This window comes from Azospira inquinata (assembly GCF_018905915.1).
In the GTDB taxonomy this organism is placed as follows: Bacteria; Pseudomonadota; Gammaproteobacteria; order Burkholderiales; family Rhodocyclaceae; genus Azospira; species Azospira inquinata.
In genome coordinates this window covers 768273-786933 of the sequence record NZ_CP064782.1, presented here as the reverse complement: position 1 = coordinate 786933, position 18661 = coordinate 768273, and the positions used below count along the sequence as shown (strand labels likewise).

The following is an 18661-nucleotide window of genomic DNA, read 5'->3' as shown; positions in this document are numbered from 1 at the left end:
TTGCCTTAGTTGCCGATGCGGGCGATGAAGCGGTCCACCTGGGCCAGCAGCTGATGTACCGCGTCCAGGTTGAGGAGGAAGGCCACATAGCCCCGGGTGTGATTTTGTTCCAGGGTCAGATTGAGGTGCAGTAGGAGCACCACTTCGCTGCCCAGATTTTCACTCAGCACTTCTTCGGGAGTGCCCAGCAGATAGGTGGGCAGGGAGCTTTGTAATTCGGACTGGAACAGGTTGGCCAGGGTGCCGACGCAGGCATTGAGCAGAATGTTGCCAATTTCGCTCATGGCCTCCCGTTCCAGTTCGGTGAGTTCCTGGAGGGAAAGGGTTTCCCCCACCATGCGGCGCACGATTTCCAGACCCTGGTCTTCCGGAAAAATGAGAAAGCCCAGGGCATTGAAGGCGCCGCTGAAACGCTGGCTGACGGCAGAAATTTTCCGCTCTTCCTGGAAGCTGAAGCGCCGGTAGGCTTCTTCCGGGGGCAGAAGTTGCAGGGACAGGACGGACAGCTTGACCTCGTCCTGAACCAGGGCGGCCAGGCTGGCGGCGGCCTGGCCGATGCCGATGTTGAAGGCCTCCACCAGGGCGTCCCGTTGCAATTCGGTGATTTCGATCATGGCTGCAGGGGCCGTCAGTGCTTGCAAGAGGCCACAATGGCTTCCGGAATCCGCTCCAGGGGCATGACCCGCTTGGCCGCCCCCATTTTGATGGCTTCCTTGGGCATACCGAAGACGATGCAGGTGGATTCGTCTTCCGCAATGGTATCGGCGCCGCTATCCACCATTTCTTTCAGCCCCCGGGCCCCGTCGTCCCCCATACCGGTCATGATAATGCCCAGGGCGTTGCGGCCGGCAAATTTGGCACAGGAGCGGAACAGTACATCCACGGAGGGGCGGTGCCGGTTCACCAGGGGGCCGTCCACCACTTCCACCGTGTATTGGGCGCCACTACGGTTGAGCAGCATATGCTTGCCTCCGGGGGCGATGAGGGCCCGACCGGGCATCACCCGATCCCCGTTCTTGGCCTCCCGCACTTCGATCTGGCAGAGGTTATTGAGGCGCTCCGCGAACATGGCGGTAAAACGTTCCGGCATGTGCTGGACGATGACGATACCCGGGCTGACGGCGGGCAGGCGGGTGAGCACCGCCTCCAGGGCCTGGGTTCCGCCGGTGGAGGTGCCGATGGCCACAATCCGTTCCGTGGTCTGCACCATGGAGGCCCCGTTGCCCAGGCCGGTGGCGGAAATGACCGCATCCGCCGAAAGCTTGGGGCGGGTGATGAGGCTGGGGTCCCGGGGGGCGGGAACGGCGTCACCACTGCTCCGGGTGGCTACCAGACGGCGCACATTGGCGTGGGCGGCGGCTTTCACCGCTCCCACCACGTCCGAACTGGCGTCTTCCAGAAAACGTTTCAGGCCCACCTTGGGCTTGGTGATGATGGATACGGCGCCGGCGGCCAGGGCGTTCAGGGAAGCTTGGGCGCCGCTTTCCGCCAGGGAGGAGCAGATCACCACCGGCGTAGGATGCTCGGCCATGATTTTGCGCAGGAAGGTGAGTCCATCCATGCGGGGCATTTCAATGTCCAAAACGATAACATTGGGCCATTGGCGCTTCATATGCTCCATGGCGAAAAGGGGGTCGGAGGCGGCGCCGATGACTTCGATGCCGGGGTCGGCGTTGAGGGCCTGGGCGACGACTTGGCGCACGATGGCGGAGTCGTCCACGATCATTACTTTGATTTTTTCTGTCATGGTCGTTGGTGGCGTAAGGGGCTGGAGAAGCAGGCCCTAGGGCTTGCGATAAATGGTGGGTTGCACCGGGCGGAGCTTGTCGGTAACCCCGTTCAAGGATTCCGAGTGCCCGATAATGAAATAGCCGCCTGATTTGAGCCGGGGCAGCAGGTTGTCGATGACTTTCTGCTTGGTCTCCGTATCGAAGTAGATCATCACATTGCGCAGGAAGATTACCTGAAATTCGCCGATTTCAGCAGGAATGGGGTGGGTCAGGTTAATCTGGCGGAAATGCACCCGGTCCCGCAGTTCCTTGGCCACCAGGAAGGTGCCGGCCTGGGAGCGCACTCCTTTGAGGCAATATTTATTGAGAAAGGTTGCCGGGATGCCTTCGTGGCGTTCCAAGGGGTAGTGGCCGTTGCGGGCCTTTTCCAGAACCACGGTGCTGATATCGGAGGCGAACACCTCCCAGGGGCCCTGGCGGTATTCGGCCAGCACCATGGACAGGGTGTAGGGCTCTTCCCCGGAGGAACAGGCGGCGCTCCAGACCCGGAAGGGGGGCTGGAGAGGGGTACCGGGCAAGATTTTGTCCCGCAGATACTCGAAATGCTTGGGTTCCCGGAAAAAATAGGTTTCGTTGGTGGTGAGCAAATCCACCATGCGCTGCATTTCCTCCGGCTGCTCGTCACCGGTGAGCAGGCGGTAATACTCGCTGAAGGTACTCAGATCCAGGGCCTTCAGGCGGCGGGAAAGACGGCCCACCAGCAGCACCTTTTTGGCGTCGCTTAGATGGATCCCGGCCAGTTTGTAGATGAGACGCTGGAAAAGGGCGAATTCCTGGTCCGTGATGGCCACGGAGGCGTTGGTGGCGGCGGGCATGTAGGGCATAGAGCCTCAGAACAGTTCGATTTTTTTCTCTGGCGGGCTGGGGAACTGCTGGCTGAGGGAGCGGGCGTAGGCCTGCTCCTTGGCGATCAATTCCTCAGTGGCCATGCTGGTCACCATTTTCCGGCAATATGCGTCCCCTGTGGCGGGAATGAAGAGTAATTTTCGCGACCAGGGCCCCAAGAAATCGGCGGCCACCAGGGGAATGCCTTCCCGGTCCAGCCATTCCTGGGTGAAATCCGCATTGCGTTTGCCGATGGTCAGGGCTTTCTGGCCCAGGGCTTCGATGATGGTGCCCCCACCGAAAGCCTTGGCCTGTAGCCTCCCCCGCCGGGCACCCCGCTTCATTAAGGCGTTGAGCAGGGCTTCCATGCAGTAATCCCCGGCCAGGAGAGCATCCACGTCGCTGTTGTTACGCCGCTGCATGACCGGCAGCATGAAATGGTTCATGCCGCCAATGCCCATTCCCACATCGTACATGCACACCGCCACGCAGGAGCCGAGCAGGGTGGACAGGGGCCGGGTGTTCTCCACGCCCCAGCCCCCGGGGGGGATGAGCCGGGCGATGCGTTCAATTTCCCGGGGGGGCAGGTTGGCGAAGTCCATGGCGACAGGCGTAGGGAGGCTTGCTGGGGATATTGCTCAGGGCGAAGCCAGTTGGGGCGCGGCAGCCCCCGGAGCCGGAGGAGGAGCATCCTCCCCAGCCAACTGGCCCAACAGGGCGATTTCATCGATGGACAGGACCTTGGCGATGTTCAGAATAATGACGAACCGGCCATTGATCTTGCCCATGCCATAAATGAAATCCGCCCTTATTTTCGCTCCAAACGGGGGCGGCGGCTCAATTTCGCTGTGGGGAATTTCCAGTACCTCGGAAACCGCATCCACCACCACCCCGATGTCCTGGCGTTGATCGTCTTCCTGGAGTTCCACAATGACGATGCAGGTGCGCCGGGAAATGGGGGTGGGATGGCCGCCGAAGCGGCTGCTCAGGTCGATTACCGGCACCACGGCACCGCGCAGATTGATTACCCCCCGGATAAAGCCGGGCATCATGGGAATTTCCGTGATGCTGCCGAATTCGATAATTTCCTTCACATTGAGGATGCCCAGGGCGAACATTTCTCCCCCCAGGGTGAAGGTCAGATATTGGGCGCCGTCCTCTTCCTCCCCGGAGGTCTGGGGCGCCCGGCTGGGCACAAGGTCATTCATGGCAGCTCCCGGACTCAAAATTTTTCAAAGTCGCCGTCATCCCCCCGGGACGGCTGGCGCAGGGGAATGGCATGGACCGGGCGTTCCGAATGCCCGCCTCGGGGGGCTGGCTGGGCGTGTCCGGCGCTTTGTCCGGCGATGACGAAGAAGTCCATCAAATCCTGCAACTGCTGGGCCTGACCGCCCAGTTCTTCCGCCGTGGCGGCCAATTCTTCGGAGGCCGAGGCATTCTGCTGGGTGGTCTGGTTGAGCTGGCTCATGGCCGTGTTGATCTGGGCCACCCCGGCGGATTGTTCCTGGGAGGCGGAGGCGATTTCCTGGACCAGATCGGAAGTCTTGTTGATGGAGGGGACAATTTCCCCCAGCAGCTGCCCGGCCTTTTCCGCCAGACTGACGGAATTGGAGGCCAGCTGGCCGATTTCCTGGGCCGCCACCTGGCTCCGTTCCGCCAGCTTGCGTACCTCCGCCGCCACCACGGCGAAGCCCTTGCCGTGTTCCCCGGCCCGGGCCGCTTCAATGGCCGCATTCAGGGCCAGCAGATTGGTCTGGTAGGCGATGTCGTCGATGATGCCGATTTTGTTGGCGATGGACTTCATGGCCACCACCGTGTCTTTCACCGCTTCGCCCCCGTCGCTGGCTTCCTTGGCGGCCTTGGTGGCCATGTTGTCCGTGACCTTGGCGTTTTCCGCATTCTGGTTGATGGACGCGGTCATTTCCTCAATGGAGGCGGAGGATTCCTCCACGCTGGCCGCCTGCTCCGAGGAAGACTGGGAGAGGGATTGGGCGGTGGCGGACACCTGATTGGAAGCGTTGGAAAGGTTGTCCGCCGAGGATTTGACCTGGGCCACCGTGCCCGCCAGCTTGCCCACCGTATTGTTGATGGCTTCCTTCAGCAGCTTGAAATCTCCCCGGTAATCCTGCTGGATTTGCTGGGTCAGGTCGCCGTTTTCCAGGGCGCTCATGATGCGGCGGGTTTCGTTGATGGGATGGACGATGGCATCCAGGGTGGCGTTGATGCCCTGGATGATTTTGCGGAAATCCCCCTGGTGCTGTTCGGCTTCCGCCCGGGTGTCCAGCTGGCCCGCCAAGGCCGCGCCGGAAAGCTTCTGGGTATCCGCGATGAGGCGTTGTACCGCTTCAATGCAAATATTCAGGTTGTTTTTTATGGTGTTGAAATCCCCGTTGTAGCTATCGGTGATCTTGGGGGGAATGTCCCCCTTGGCGATCCGATCCACGTAATCCGCCGCCATGTTGAGGGGGGTGATGACCGCGTCCAGGGTGTGGTTTACCCCTTCCACGATGCGCCGGAAGTCGCCCTGGTGGTGGGCGGCGTCGGCTCGGGTGGCCAGCTTGCCCTGGACGGCGGCTTCACTGAGCATCCGGGTGTCGGCGATGAGCTGTTGCACCGCTTCAATGCAGATGTTCAGGTTATTTTTAATGGTGTTGAAATCCCCGTTGTAGGCGTCGGTGATCTTGGGGGGAATGTCTCCCTTGGAGATTCGATCCATGTACTCCGCCGCCATGTTGAGGGGGGTGATGACCGCATCCAGGGTCTGGTTGACCCCCGCCACGATGCGGCCGAAATCCCCTTGGTGGCGGGCGGCGTCGGCCCGGGTGGCCAGTTTGCCCTGAACGGCGGCTTCGCTTAGGGTGCCCACATCGGTGATCATGGCGCCCACCGCCTGCTGGATGGCGGCCACGGCCCGGATGACTTCGCCGATTTCGTCCTTGGCGTCGCTTTCCAGCTTGAAATTGAAATCCCCCAGGGCCATTTTGCGGGCGGCGCTCACCGCGTCCCCCACGGGGCGGGTAATGCTGCGGGTGACCAGATAGGCGATGAAAACGGCCAGGAGCACCCCCAGCAGGGCCAGGGTGGTGACCAAAAACCGGGTGCTGCCCACCAGATCGGAGGCGCTTTTGCCGGTTTCGGTGGCCATGTCTTTCTGGTAACTGCTGAAAGCCTGCAGGGCGTCCGTATATTCCCCCGCTGCCACGCTGTATTCCCCCAGTACATATTCGCTTGCTTTCTTTTGGTTGTATTGGGGCGATTGGCTGTAAGCCAGGGGCAGGGCGACGTCCAGGGTGCTTTCAAAGCGGGCGCGGGTGGTCTGGATTTTGTCGAACAGTTCTTTGCCCCGGGGGGTGTTGATCAAGGGCTTCAGGGTGTCCTGGATTTCCCCGTTTTTCTTGCGCAGGTCGGCAATCAGATCCATCTGCTTTTTTTCAAAAATCTTGTCGTCCGCCAGCACTAGGTTGCGCAGCGCCCGGGCCAGGGTCAGGGTGTTGATGACCATGGTGGAGGACATCTCGATTTTTGGCATGCGGTTGTCGATGACGTCCGAGGTGGTGGCGCCCACCGCCGCCAGGCGGAAGACGGCGATGGCCGAGAGCAGGATCAGAATGGCGACGACCAGCCCGAAGCCGATGCCCAGCCGCTGACCTAATTTCAGGTTTTTCATGGGGAAAACTCCTTGGGAAAAGGTCGATGCAAAAAAAGTAAATTAAGAGGAGGAAACGGAACGCAAGGCTTCCGGGCCGCCCTGACCCTGCTCTTCCCGGCGGGAGGAGTGATGGACCAGGGCTTGAACATCCAGGATCAGGGCCACTTCCCCGCTGCCCAGAATGGTGGAACCGCCGATGCCCCGGAGATGGCGGAACAGGCTGCCCAGGGGCTTGATGACGGTCTGGAATTCCCCCATCAGCATGTCCACCACAATGCCCGCCTTACGCCCGGCAAAGCTAACTACCACCACGTTTTCCCGTTCCGGGGGGTCGCCCCCCAGTTCGAACAGTTCTCGCAGGCGGATATAGGGCAGTACCTCGCCCCGCAGATTCAGGTAGTGGCGGTCGGTCTGACAGTCCGGCAGTTCCATGCACTCCTGCACCGTATCCAGGGGAATGACGTAGGCCGCCGGGCCCACCCCCACCAGGAAGCCATCGATAATGGCCAGGGTGAGGGGCAGGCGGATGCTGAAGGTGGAGCCTTGCCCTTCCTGGGTGACCACTTCCACCATGCCCCGCAGGCCCTGGATGTTTTTGCGCACCACATCCATGCCCACGCCCCGGCCGGAAATGTTGGAAACCTTGTCCGCCGTGGAAAACCCCGCCTCGAAAATGAGATTGACGATCTCGTTGTCGGAGAGCACCTGGGTGGGGCCGATGAGGCCCTTTTCCAGGGCTTTGGCCCGGATTTTTTCTTTGTTGAGGCCGTTGCCGTCGTCTTTCACCTCGATGACGATGCTGCCCGAATCGTGGAAGGCATTGAGATAGACCCGGCCCCGGGCCGGTTTGCCCCGGGCGACCCGAGCTTCCGGGGCCTCAATGCCGTGATCCAGGGCATTGCGCACCAAGTGCATGAGGGGGTCGCCGATTTTTTCCACCACGGATTTATCCAGCTCCGTTTCTCCGCCGGAAATCACCAGTTCGATGTCTTTGCCCATTTCCTTGGCCACGTCCCGGACCACCCGGTGGAAACGGTTGAAGGTTTCCCCGATTTGAACCATGCGCAGTTGCAGGGCCGAATCCCGGATGTCTTCCACCAGCCGGGAAAGGATGGAGGTGGCTTCCACCAGATCGGTTTTGCCGCTGCGCTGGGCCAGGAGATTGGCAGAGGCTCCGGCAATGACCATTTCCCCCACCAGGTCGATGAGGCGGTCCAATTTGTCCGCCTGGACCCGCACTAAGCGGGCTTCCGTGGCCTTTTTCTGGGCGATTTCCCCCTGGCGCTGGACGGCGGCGGTGACCAGTTCCGGGGGCACGGCCTGCTGAGCCACCAGAATTTCTCCCAGGGGCGGGGCCGCTGCCTCCGGATTGCCCGCCGCCTGATCCTGTTGCTGGGCCTGGATGCGGAGCCCCTCTTCCAGCTCTGCCGGGGTCAGGGCGCCGGTACGGATGAGAATTTCCCCCAGACGCAGCTTGTCTTCCGGCAGTTCCCGCAGGAGGGCCAGGTAATCGCTGAGTTTGCTGTTGGGGGGGAGGATGTGGAGGCTGCACTCATCCCGTACAAAATCGAAAATGTGCTCGATTTCCGCCTTGCTGGCCCGGCTCTGGAAGCGGATCTCAAAGCCCAGGTAGCAGCTTTCCGGGTCCATTTCCCCGGCCGGGGGTAGGGCGTCGGCCAGGGTTTCCAGATCCAGAATTTCCCCCAGGGAGGTGAGGAAATGGAGCAGGGAGAGGGGGTCCATGCCGTGGCGCAGCACGTCCGGGCCAAAGCGCACGGAAATGTGCCAGGCGTCCGTGCTGACCACCCCGCCCCCTTCCACGGCCAGGTTGCCCTCCGGTCCCGGGGCCGGGGTGGTGCTGAGGATGGTGGCTTCTTCCCCGGCGCTTTCGGTGGCGGGGGCGGCGATAAAGCTGCCCAGCCGTTCCTGCAAGGCGTCTCCCTGGCGGGCCAGATCCCCCGCCGGGGCTTCCCGCCCCTCCGCTAGCACGTCCAGTAGCCGGCCCATGTGGTCGCAGCATTCCAAGAGCAGGGTGGCCAGGGGGGAGGAGACGGGGAGTTCCCCGTTACGCAGCTTGTCCAGAACGTTCTCCACCTTGTGGGTGAAGGCTTCCACGAAATGGCATTCGATCACCCCGGAGCCGCCCTTGATGGTGTGGGCGGCCCGGAAAATGCCGTTAATGTTGTCCTGGTCTTCCGGAGCTTGTTCCAGGCGCAGCAGGCCGGCTTCCATTTCGGCCAGCTGGTCCCGGCTTTCCTGCACGAAGACGCTGGTCAGTTCATCCATGGATGGCTCCTTGGGGCGTTAAGGGGTTTCCCCGGCGGTGAGGTAGAGGGGGTCGCCAAACTCCGCCGCCAGATTGCAGAAATCGATGACACTGCGCACGGCGGGGCTGTGGCCCTGGAGGCTGAGCTGCTTGCCCTGCTGCTGGGCTTCCCGCTTGAGCATGATGAGGAGTTGCAGGCCTGCCGTATCCATGTCCCCCACCTGGGACAGGTCTAGCTCCAGTTCCGGGGCGGCGGCCAGGGCCTGGAGCAGCTGGGCCTTGAGGGCCTCCGCCTGGTAGATGGTGAGGTTGTCCGTGAGACTGAGGCGCTGCCGGTAACCCGGGGCCTGGCTAGGGTCGGCCATGATCCCTCCTAGAAGAGTTCGATTTTGGGAGTCCCGGCGGCGGGGGCGGTTGTGCTCCCTTGCAGGGCCTGCTGGTGGGTCTCCCGTTGTTGCTGCATGACGTACTGGTCGTAGAGCTGGTCCAGATGCTTGGCCAGGGGGGTAAAGGAAAAGTCCGGGTTATCCGCCTGACGCAGGCGTTGGGCCAGGGTTTGGGCGTGTTGCTCCAGATGGGCCAGGGCCAGGATCAGGTGCTCGATTTCCTGGCGGGTCACGTCCTGGAACTGGATGCTGGCCATGGCGTCCATGAAAGTCTTAGCCAGGGCCGTGGCGCTGTCCTGCACGGTGCCGATGACGTGGCTCTGGTGAGTCATCACCTCCGCGTAGCTGGTGCCCAAATCTCCCAGCTGGGCGGCAAATTGATCCAGGGCCAGCTTTTCCTTGTCCAGATTGGAATTGGAGAGCTTGTCCCGGAACTGGGCCTCAATGGAATCGGCTACTTCCTTGATGCCGTGATTGATTTTGACCACGGCGTTTTCCGTTTCCCCGGATAGCTTGCGGACCTCGTCCGCCACCACGGCGAAACCCCGTCCTGCTTCCCCGGCCCGAGCCGCCTCAATGGCCGCATTGAGGGCCAGCAGATTGGTCTGGCTGGCGATGTCCTTGATGAGCTTGGTGAGGGATTCCAGGGAATGGGCCCGCTGCACCACCAGGGCAATGCGCTCCTGATCCTGCTGGGCTTCGCTGATGCGGTTCTTGATGTATTCCCCCATTTCCCCAATAAGCCGCTGATTGTTTGCAATGCGGGTTTCCGAGGCTTCCACCATTTCGGTGGATTGGCTGGAACTCTGGGCAACGAAGCTGTTTAGGTGGCCCACCACCTCATCCACCGCCTGGAGGCGTTCTGTAATCTGATAGGCCGCCTGCTCGGTCTGGGCCACGATGTCTTCCAGCTGCTTTTTTAGCACCCGGTTGTAATCCGGCACCCCGTCCAGTTCCTTGGCCACTTCCTCGTGGATGGCGGTGATTTCCGTTGTGCGGGGCTGTTTGGCCTGGGAGGCCAGACCGAACATGTAATCCCGGTACAAGGCCAGGGAGGCTAGGCGCTGGGCCAGATAGGCCACTGCCACGATGAGTACGGTGCCGATGGCGTCCCCCAGGGGATGGGTGACGTGGATGGCGGGAAGGAAGGTGTTATCGAACCAGTCGTTGAACAGGTAGATGGTCACCCCGGCGGCGAAGGCCACAATAAAGAACACCACCGTGGCCCGTTTGAGTATCTGGCGGAAGTTCATGGCGGTCTACCGGAGCACGAGCTTGATGGTGTTGAGCAATTCGTCGGCGGTGGCGGGTTTGACGATCCACCCGGACGCCCCGGCGGCCTTGGCCTCCATGCGCTTGGACTGCTGGGATTCGGTGGTGAGGAAAAGGATGGGGAGGAACTTGTAGCGGGCTAGTTTGCGCACCTCTTTGATGAGGTCGATGCCATTCATGCCCGGCATGTTGAGGTCGGTAATGAGCAAATCCACCTGCACCCCGGCGGCAAACTTTTTCAGGGCCTCTTCGGCGCAATTGGCCTTTTCCACCCCGTAGCCGGCTTTGCCCAGAATGTTGGAGATACTGAGGAGAATGGTGGCGGAATCATCGACGAGAAAAATCGTTTTCATGATGAAATGGTTTTCCTGTGGCGAATGGGGCGAGAAATATAACTTTTGTTATATGGTTATGGCATTACAAGTGCTTCTAACTCGATATTATTAAAAATATATTTTTTTGTTTCAGCGAAAACAATGGCCATGGTATAGGAAAACAAAGCCAGGTTAAATGGCTGGTTTTCAATAAAATTTATTTATTGTTTTATGTCAATTTTTCAAATGTGAAATATTTCACCGAATATGTTCCATAAGTTATGACGTAAGACATAAAAAACGGCCCCGAATGGGGCCGTTGGCGGTGAGGGCGAAGCGGGCAAAAGCCCCGGAAGCCGGCCCTGTCCGGGCGTTTTCCCGGGATGGGCCTAGCGCTTGGCCCGGGCCTGCTCGTAGAGGGGCATAACTTCCGGCAAATGCTGCTCTATGGCGGCGATGCGGTTTTCGTCCGCCGGGTGGGTGGACAGCAGTTCCAGGGAGCCCCCCTGGTTCTGGGCCGCCATCTTGCGCCACAGGGCCACCCCGGCCCGGGGGTCAAAGCCGGAGCGGGCGGCCAGGTCCAGGCCCACCAGGTCCGCCTCTGATTCGTCATCCCGGGAGAATTTCAGGGTAAGCAGGCTGCCCCCTTGCTGGAACAGGCTGTTGTATTGGCCTCGGCCGATGAATTGGCCCAGGATGCTGGCCCCGATCTGGGTCAGCTGACTCTTGGCCGTCTGTTCCCGGGCGTGTTCCCGCAGGGCGTGGGCCATTTCGTGGCCCATGACAATGGCGATTTCGTCGTCGCTCAACTTCATGCCTTCCACCAAGCCGGTGTAGAAGGCGATTTTGCCGCCGGGCATACAGAAGGCGTTGATTTGCTTGGAGCCGATCAAATTTACCTCCCAATGCCATTCCTTGGCCCGGGAGTTGTAGCGGGGGGCGTTGGCGATGAGACGTTTGACGATGGTGCGCAGGCGTTTCAACTGGGGATTGTCGTCCGGAGCCAGGGCATGCTTGGCCGCTGCCTGCTGGAGCAGGGCGTGGTATTGCTGATTGGCGCTCTGCTCAATTTCCTGGGCCGGGACCAAATTGCGCAGGGCCGAGGGCTGATCCACCGGAATCCCTTCCTGGGCGCGGGCGGCCCAGGGAGCGAGCAGCAGGGGACAAGCCAGGAACAGGGGAGCGGCGGCACGACGGAAGCGCATGGGAATGGCCTAAAGAGGGACGGAAAAGGGGAATATTGTAGAGGATAGGCGGCCCGGCGCGGCAATGGATATGCCTGGGGGGTAGGGGCATTGGCCCCCTCGGTTATCATGGGGGCCTGCTGATACGGTAAGGAGCGGGGCATGACCCAGCTGGAAGAAATGGGGGCGGACATCCGCCGCTTTGTCACGGAACGGGGCTGGGACGCCCACCACAACCCCAAGGATCTGGCCATGGCTCTGGCCGTGGAGGCGGCGGAGGTGCTGGAACACTTCCAGTGGCTGACGCCGGAGGAAAGCTTTCATCTGAGCCCGGAAAAACGGGAACAGGTGGGTTATGAGCTGTGCGACGTGCTGATGGGGGTGATCCGGGTGGCGGATTTGCTCCAGATCGACATTCCCCAGGCTTTCACCGCCAAAATGGCCATCAACCGGGCCAAATACCCGCCGGATAAGGTGCGGGGCCGGGCGGTGAAATACACGGAGCTGTAAAGGGGCGGCTGGCGCCCCGGAGGCTTCCTTAGGAGCGAGCCGTCGCCTGGAAAATCCCCCAGGCAGCCCAAGACCCCAGCCGGGGCGGGCGCCAAGACTGGCCCTGGCGGGTTTCAAAAAAGGATGAGCCATGGAATTCTGGATACTGGTGTTTCTGATTCTGGGCAGCGGCCTCCTGGCCATGGCGGAAATGGCCGTGGGGGCGAGCCGCAACACCCACCTGGCCATGCGGGAGGAGCAAGGCTCCCTGGGGGCCGCCACGGTGCTGCGCTTCCGCCAGCACCTGAGCCGGCTCCTGGCCACCACCCAGTTGGGCATCACGGCCCTGGCCATGCTTTCCGGGGTGTTTGGGGAATCCCTCTGGGTGCCCCGGGTGGAAGCCTGGCTGGCGGCCCAGTTTCCCCTATCCCTCGGGGTCTGCTACGGCCTGGCCCTGGTGTTGGTGGTGTCCTGCATCACCTTTTTTACCCTGGTGTTCGGGGAAGTGGTGCCCAAGCGCCTGGCCCTGGCCTATCCGGAAGCGGTGGCGGTGGCCCTGGCCGCCCCCGTGCATTGGCTTCTGCGCCTCTGCCGTCCCCTGGTCTGGGTGGTATCCCGCTGTGCCGATCTGGTCCTGGGCCTGTTGCCCGTGAAGGCCGGGGAGGAAGCCTCCGCCGCCGACGAAATCCGCTTTCTTATTGAATCCAGCCGCAAGGAAGGGGCCCTGGACCAGACCGAAGGGGAAATTCTGGGCAATGTGTTCCGCCTGGATAACCGGAAGGTGGCGGCCATCATGACCCCCGCCTCGGGCATTGCCATCCTGGACCTGGCCCTGCCCCGGGATGCCAATCTGCGCACCCTGGAGGAACGGGCTGTGTCCCGCTTCCTGGTCTGCAAGGGCGGCCTGGCCAATCCCCTAGGCTTTGTGGAAAGCCGGGAACTGCTGCGGGAGGTGCTCTCAGGCCGGGCCTTGGACTTCGGCAAGCTGTCCCCCGCCACCCCGTTTTTCGTGCCCAGCAACCTCTCCCTCATCGGCCTTCTGGAGTTTTTCAAGGCCAAACAGACCCAGATTGCCCTGGTGGTCAATGAATTCGGCATTACGGAGGGCCTGGTGACCCTTTCCGACCTGATGGGGACGGTGGTGGGGGATGTACTCTCCGGGGCCGTGGAATCCCCCATGGCCATGCAGCGCAACGACGGCAGCTGGCTGCTGGATGGCCTCCTGCCCACGGATGAACTGAAGGAGCTGCTGGACCTCTCCGAACTCCCCGACGAAGACCTGGGCAATTACCACACCGTGGGGGGGTTCGTGATCTACCAGCTGGGGCGCATTCCGAAAAAGACGGAAAGCTTCGAGTGGGATGGCTGGTGTTTCGAGGTCATGGATATGGAAAAAAACCGGGTGGACGAAGTCCTGGCCCGGCGGGCGGCCTGAAGGGGCGGGGGGCGGGGAGACCCGCTCCCCGCCTGGGCGTCAGGCCAGCCAGGGTTTAATCCAGCTCAGCACCAGGGGCAGCAGCAGGGCCGTCAGGGCTCCGTTCAAGCCCATGGCCAGGGCGGCGAAAGCCCCGGCCTGCTCGCTCCACTGAAAGGCCCGGGCCGTGCCCACCCCGTGGCAGGCCAGGCCCATGGCAAAGCCCCGGGCCGCGTCATCCCGAATGCCCAGGAGGCGGAAGAAAGGGGGACCAGCCACCGCCCCCAGAATCCCCGTGAGTATCACCATGACCGCCGCCAGGGAAGGAATGCCCCCGGTGCGCTCCGCAATGCCCATGGCGATGGGGGTGGTGACGGACTTGGGGCCCAGGGAAAGCAGGGTGGGCAGGCTGGCACCACAGGCCTTGGCGATGAGCACGGCGCTTAAGGCCGCCACCAGGCTCCCCGTGAGCAAGGCCAGGGCCAGGGGCAGCACCAGGGCCTTAACCCGGTGAAACTGGGCGTACAGGGGCAGGGCCAGGGCCACGGTGGCCGGTCCCAGGAGAAAGTGGACGAACTGGGCGCCGCTGAAATAGGTCTGGTAGGGGGTGCCCGTGACCATGAGCAGGACCACCAGCAGCACCACCGCCACAAACACCGGATTGGCCAGGGGATGGAATTTGAGCCGGGCGAAAAGCCAGCAGCCTGCCTGGTAGGCCAGCAGGGTCAGGGTCAGCCAGAGCAGGGGGGAGGTTTCCAGATAGACCCAGATGGAAAAGATGCCTTCGCTCATGCTTCCTCCTTGGCCCGGGCCTGACGTTTGCCCAGCAACAGCATGACCCCGGCGGTGGCGGCCAGGGCCAGGGCGGTGCTCAGCACCAGGGACATGACCAGGGGAAACCACTCGCTTTGCAGCCGGTGGAGATGAACCATGATGCCCGTGCCCGCCGGGACAAAGAGCAGGGACAGGTGTTTCAACAGCTGTTGGCCCGTGTCGTGGAGCTGGTGGCTGGGTCCCTGGTTCAGCACCAGAAAGGCGAAGAGCAGCAACATACCCAGCACCGGGCCGGGCACGGGAAGATTGAAGTGGTGGGCGATAATTTCACCCACCAGCTGGAACACCAGGATTTGAGTCAGGGCGGCGATCACAGACAGACCTCCGAGTTGGGATAGGGGAAGTGTATTCAGTGCAAAACAGGATGATAAGCCGTAGGAATGGCGAAGCATTCTTTACTTTGAGTATGGAACTCGGGAAGGCTTGCCTGGGGCGTTAGGTGCGGGGGGTATCCGGGAATGGGGGGGGGGGGCTCCGGCTGGGGAGGCCAGAGCGGGGGCAAGGTAAGCGGCTCTCGCCCTTGCTTAATTCGGGAAGGAAGCCTGTTGCATTTCCACGTGCGCCCATGGGTCTCCCAAACCTGGCTCGTTACGCAAACGGAAGGAATTGGCAACAAAGTTTTATAATCGCGGAGGCCTTCCGTGAAGAAATTATCTATACATTCGCTTATTGCCTTTGTTTACCAGATCCAAGGCGCCTTGTGCGCGTATTTCGATTTTTAGTTCAGCACAAGCCCGCTGTTTCTGTGCCGCCGAAGTCGGATATAGATGCATATGCGTGACGACCAATTGTTGTAAAATGGACTGCGCAAACGAATTACTCGTTATTTCCTTGTTAAAGCTTCTTAGTGCCTCAAAATTTTCAAGGCCTCCACACTTTTCAAGTTCTATAGCGGAAAGAATTAATCGATTTGCGGTAGTCGGTGAGTTTTCGATGACTTTCTCGATTACTTTTCGCAGGTGAGGTGAAGCAACCGATACCCCACAACGTCGAATAAAGGCAAATGCTAAAATTCCCAAAAACTCAAACATCTCTCGTTTTGCTCGGGCGTTTCGACGAATTGGATTGTTTTCAATGCCACGCTTTTCGAGAACACCTTCAATGCTGCGAACAAGTCCATCTGAATTGGCAAAAAGTAACTCAAAGAGGTCCCTAAGCCCCCGAAGGCCACCATCAAATAGTTCTTTAATCAGAGTGATCTTAATCGTCGCTGGCAACTGTCCATAATGATTCTTTAAAAATTGCCCAAGAATATCTATCGTCCTCATTAGCGACATAATTGCGATTAGTTCGCTTGGGAGGGTGTCAGGATTTTCCAGCATAACCCTATTAGCATTATTATGCTCATCCCGCAATTCACACAGTTCAGCACGATTCTTAAGAATATCGGTGTCCTCATAAATGCGCTGCGGTGCGGATTCGACGAGACGATTTACTACGCCAACATCATCATCGAAAGTGATCGGACGGTGCTTACTGTAATGAGTTTGCATTACAGTAAGTATGCTTTCGTATACGCGTTTATCTCTGGAGTGGTGCGCTAAAAATAGAATAATGTTTCCATTTTCTTGGCGGTGAAGATTTTTGCAGCATTCTCTAATTATGCCTTGCACCTCATCCTCGTCCAGATGCTCGGCCAGATACATTCCAAGAAAAAAATAGTACAGATATGGGTACCTAAACCCATATCCACCATCTAGGGAATCTAAGAGCTTAGCAGCCAACAGTAATTCACGCCTATCGAAGAACGGCAGTGATAATCCGTGAAGATCAGCAAATGTATGATGATATTTTTCGAATGCGTTTTTATCAATTCGTCCGCATTCATTGGATGATCGATAAATAAACCAGGCTAAATGAGCGCAATAATTTAATATTTCGTTATGCTCTTCTCTGCTAACTGACTGCAACTCAAGACTATGAATAATTAAGTATCGATAGTATTCGCCAAGAGCGCTGTACTGAAGATTGGCAATGCTGCCAGACTCAACGCTTTGAAGTAGAGTTAATACAAAAAAAGGTGTTGATGGGACGACTCCCTCGCCCAAGACTGCCATCACTAATCCCTCGCCTTGGTCGATAAGAGCGATCAGTTTTTCTACTGAAACCGCTCCGTCTCCAAGGCTAACCCAGCGTTTAATCAAGTCATGTCGGCGTTTATTCCCAAACTCTAGCAACTCATATTGGTTGATGCTCTTTAAAAAATTCGAACTTTCGGGTGCAAAGAGTGCACGGAATTCAAACATTTCACTACAAGTGACGATTAAAACGGCGAATGTTTTGCTAAGATATTCAATGGCGTTTGAAAAAAACTTCCCCGATAATTTTGATTCGTCAATATCGTCTAGAAGCAAGACGCGTTTTTTAAGTCCAACCTGCCAAAATGACGTTATAGTGCTCTTTCCATAACACTTAATTACAGCAGCCTCTATAATTTTTTGCATTTCACGAGGCGAGCTATTAATAATGGATTTTCCTGGTACAAAAATAGGCACAAAGCCTCTGGAATGGTAGCTACGGAATAGTTGCCTCAGAAGAGATGTTTTTCCGTATTGCTCACGCCCTCTAATTAGCGCACCGCGCTCTAAATTTTCGGGGCGACGTAGGTTAGCCGAGTCAACAAATTTTCGCCTCTTTTCATCCTCTCCAAGCAACCGCATTTCAGGATATACGAACACATCATCTAATGCGAGATCTCTACTTTTTCCATGATGTGTAAATCGAGCACCAGCATCGTCAAGTTGTCGAGAGAAATCTGCTGATATCTCGAACTCATTTTTTCGCTTTTCAGGCAGACGCCGAAACGATGACCACGATGAGTCAATCTCAATCGGAACATAGCGCGTACCATCCCAATCGTGGAAGCTAACGGAATATTCCTGTTTTTCAATAGCTAAGAAAATTAGATTGAATCGCGATTGCTCTTCATTATCTGCTTGAAGAACACCGCCATCAATAGAGACGCTTTCGCCACTATCAGTTTCATCTACAAAAGCAACCGCCTGTTCATGCTCATGCCCGGTCAGAATTAGATGCCCGCATTTCCTTACAAACTGCCGGAATGGACGGTAGCTAGCTTGAGAAAACCAATTGATTGGGTGATGCATGCAAACGATAGATGCATCTGCCTTTATGGTAGAAATTGTTTCATAGCGTGTCGTCGGGAATACAATTTGCCCTTGCTGTTCATGCAACTGTGACATCCAAGCAACATTTAAACAGTGGAATATAACCGTTTTCCCACCAACCTCGATAATATATGATTGCCATAATTTGTCTGAATGTAGGGGTGGGCTAACCGTAAGGTCGTCGCGAAATTTAAAAAAACTTTCTTGGATTTTTGTGCATTCTTCAATAATTGATTCTTTGATGTTATCAGGGTCTGTGGCTCTAATTTTTTCGATTACAATTTCTCTTACGTCTGCATTTCTAGAGCCAAAATCACAGTCGTGATTGCCGGGAGACATCAATACGTGAATTGGTATATCGCTTTGTGTTTTAATAGACTTAACGATATCGGATACGAAAGTGCGCGCTAGATTATATTCAGTTGCGTTGCCGCTAAACGCAATGTCCCCAGTTAACGCAATAGCAACCGCATCTACTAATGGAATATCCTTAAATGCAGTGCGGCCAATTGCATTTCCTCGTTTAAGGATAGCGTCACTTTCATCTTTGATATGAATGTCGCTGAGGTGGAGTATAAGTAAGTTCATTGTGTGTGCACCAAGTCTAATGACTAGAGTATATCTCATGGTGAAGGCTGAAGTGCCCGTAATAACGCCTCCCCATCAGCCAATGCGCGATCTGTTCGATACGGCAAGGCACTCGCTCGAAATATTTTTTATGTATGAAAATATTATTAGGCTGCATTGGGTTGGGAGGGGAGCTGGGGTAGGAAGCGGTCGCTTAGTTTGATTGAAACTCACCGGCCGTTAATTACCATTTTGTCGCCCGATTTGCTGGGATCGGCCAACGATTGGATGGGCCGACACGTCTGCCAGACAGAGTGCTTTTCGTCGGTTTGAAAAGCGGGCGTCTTCAACCGTGTCGCAATGCTCAGGTTTCCAGATTCGCGTGATTCTGCTGCCCTCTGCGGTGGAGAACCTTCGGAAACTTTCGTGGCACCAGATAGTGGCTATCTCGACCTAAGCGGCGAAGGTCTCAACTTAAGCTGGGGACGAGAGCAACAAAGCGGGAACGCCAAAGGTCCGGAAAGGGAGTTTCGGCGGGGGAGC

At 58.2% G+C, this 18661-nt stretch carries 16 protein-coding genes; 2 read left to right on the top strand and 14 right to left on the bottom strand.

Going from position 1 to position 18661, the window contains the following annotated elements; translation table 11 throughout:
* Window positions 1-5: 5 nt before the first annotated feature.
* The 11 genes from Azoinq_RS03450 to Azoinq_RS03400 form a co-directional block, all read right to left on the bottom strand.
* Entirely contained in the window at window positions 6-614 is a 609-nt protein-coding gene (locus tag Azoinq_RS03450; protein WP_232368543.1) for a chemotaxis protein CheC, read from the bottom strand.
* A gap of 14 nt (window positions 615-628) precedes the next feature.
* Window positions 629-1747 (bottom strand): protein-glutamate methylesterase/protein-glutamine glutaminase, encoded by a 1119-nt coding sequence (locus Azoinq_RS03445; RefSeq protein ID WP_216126053.1) that lies wholly within the window; start codon window positions 1745-1747, stop codon window positions 629-631.
* Between the two features lie 36 nt (window positions 1748-1783).
* Window positions 1784-2614, bottom strand: a complete 831-nt coding sequence (locus Azoinq_RS03440) for a CheR family methyltransferase (RefSeq protein WP_408627095.1) — start codon at window positions 2612-2614, stop codon at window positions 1784-1786.
* A gap of 6 nt (window positions 2615-2620) precedes the next feature.
* A complete protein-coding gene (locus Azoinq_RS03435) occupies window positions 2621-3217 on the bottom strand; it encodes a chemotaxis protein CheD (RefSeq protein ID WP_216126055.1) in 597 nt (198 codons plus the stop codon).
* 36 nt (window positions 3218-3253) lie between these two features.
* Entirely contained in the window at window positions 3254-3823 is a 570-nt protein-coding gene (locus Azoinq_RS03430; protein WP_216126059.1) for a chemotaxis protein CheW, read from the bottom strand.
* 14 nt (window positions 3824-3837) lie between these two features.
* Window positions 3838-6282 (bottom strand): methyl-accepting chemotaxis protein, encoded by a 2445-nt coding sequence (locus tag Azoinq_RS03425; protein WP_216126062.1) that lies wholly within the window; start codon window positions 6280-6282, stop codon window positions 3838-3840.
* 42 nt (window positions 6283-6324) lie between these two features.
* Complete coding sequence (locus Azoinq_RS03420; RefSeq protein ID WP_216126075.1) at window positions 6325-8550, bottom strand: chemotaxis protein CheA; 2226 nt, start codon at window positions 8548-8550, stop codon at window positions 6325-6327.
* A gap of 18 nt (window positions 8551-8568) precedes the next feature.
* On the bottom strand, window positions 8569-8895 hold the full coding sequence (locus Azoinq_RS03415; RefSeq protein ID WP_216126084.1) for an STAS domain-containing protein: 327 nt from the start codon (window positions 8893-8895) through the stop codon (window positions 8569-8571).
* An 8-nt stretch (window positions 8896-8903) separates the two neighbouring features.
* Window positions 8904-10169 (bottom strand): methyl-accepting chemotaxis protein, encoded by a 1266-nt coding sequence (locus tag Azoinq_RS03410; protein ID WP_216126086.1) that lies wholly within the window; start codon window positions 10167-10169, stop codon window positions 8904-8906.
* 6 nt (window positions 10170-10175) lie between these two features.
* Window positions 10176-10541, bottom strand: a complete 366-nt coding sequence (locus Azoinq_RS03405; protein ID WP_216126087.1) for a response regulator — start codon at window positions 10539-10541, stop codon at window positions 10176-10178.
* A 350-nt stretch (window positions 10542-10891) separates the two neighbouring features.
* A complete protein-coding gene (locus Azoinq_RS03400) occupies window positions 10892-11707 on the bottom strand; it encodes a M48 family metallopeptidase (protein ID WP_216126089.1) in 816 nt (271 codons plus the stop codon).
* 141 nt (window positions 11708-11848) lie between these two features.
* On the opposite strand from Azoinq_RS03400, the gene Azoinq_RS03395 reads away from it, so the two are divergent.
* Window positions 11849-12196, top strand: a complete 348-nt coding sequence (locus Azoinq_RS03395) for a nucleotide pyrophosphohydrolase (RefSeq protein WP_216126091.1) — start codon at window positions 11849-11851, stop codon at window positions 12194-12196.
* A gap of 130 nt (window positions 12197-12326) precedes the next feature.
* Window positions 12327-13610, top strand: coding sequence for a hemolysin family protein (locus tag Azoinq_RS03390; RefSeq protein WP_216126093.1), 1284 nt, complete (start codon window positions 12327-12329; stop codon window positions 13608-13610).
* 39 nt (window positions 13611-13649) lie between these two features.
* Here the strand turns inward: Azoinq_RS03390 and Azoinq_RS03385 are convergent, their stop codons facing one another.
* The 3 genes from Azoinq_RS03385 to Azoinq_RS03375 all read right to left on the bottom strand — a co-directional run bounded on the left by Azoinq_RS03385 (window position 13650) and on the right by Azoinq_RS03375 (window position 18139).
* A complete protein-coding gene (locus Azoinq_RS03385) occupies window positions 13650-14381 on the bottom strand; it encodes an LrgB family protein (protein WP_216126095.1) in 732 nt (243 codons plus the stop codon).
* Window positions 14378-14737, bottom strand: coding sequence for a CidA/LrgA family protein (locus Azoinq_RS03380; protein ID WP_216126097.1), 360 nt, complete (start codon window positions 14735-14737; stop codon window positions 14378-14380). The genes Azoinq_RS03385 and Azoinq_RS03380 overlap by 4 nt, the downstream gene beginning before the upstream one ends.
* A gap of 336 nt (window positions 14738-15073) precedes the next feature.
* Entirely contained in the window at window positions 15074-18139 is a 3066-nt protein-coding gene (locus Azoinq_RS03375) for an STAND family AAA ATPase (RefSeq protein ID WP_216126099.1), read from the bottom strand.
* Window positions 18140-18661: the final 522 nt, after the last annotated feature.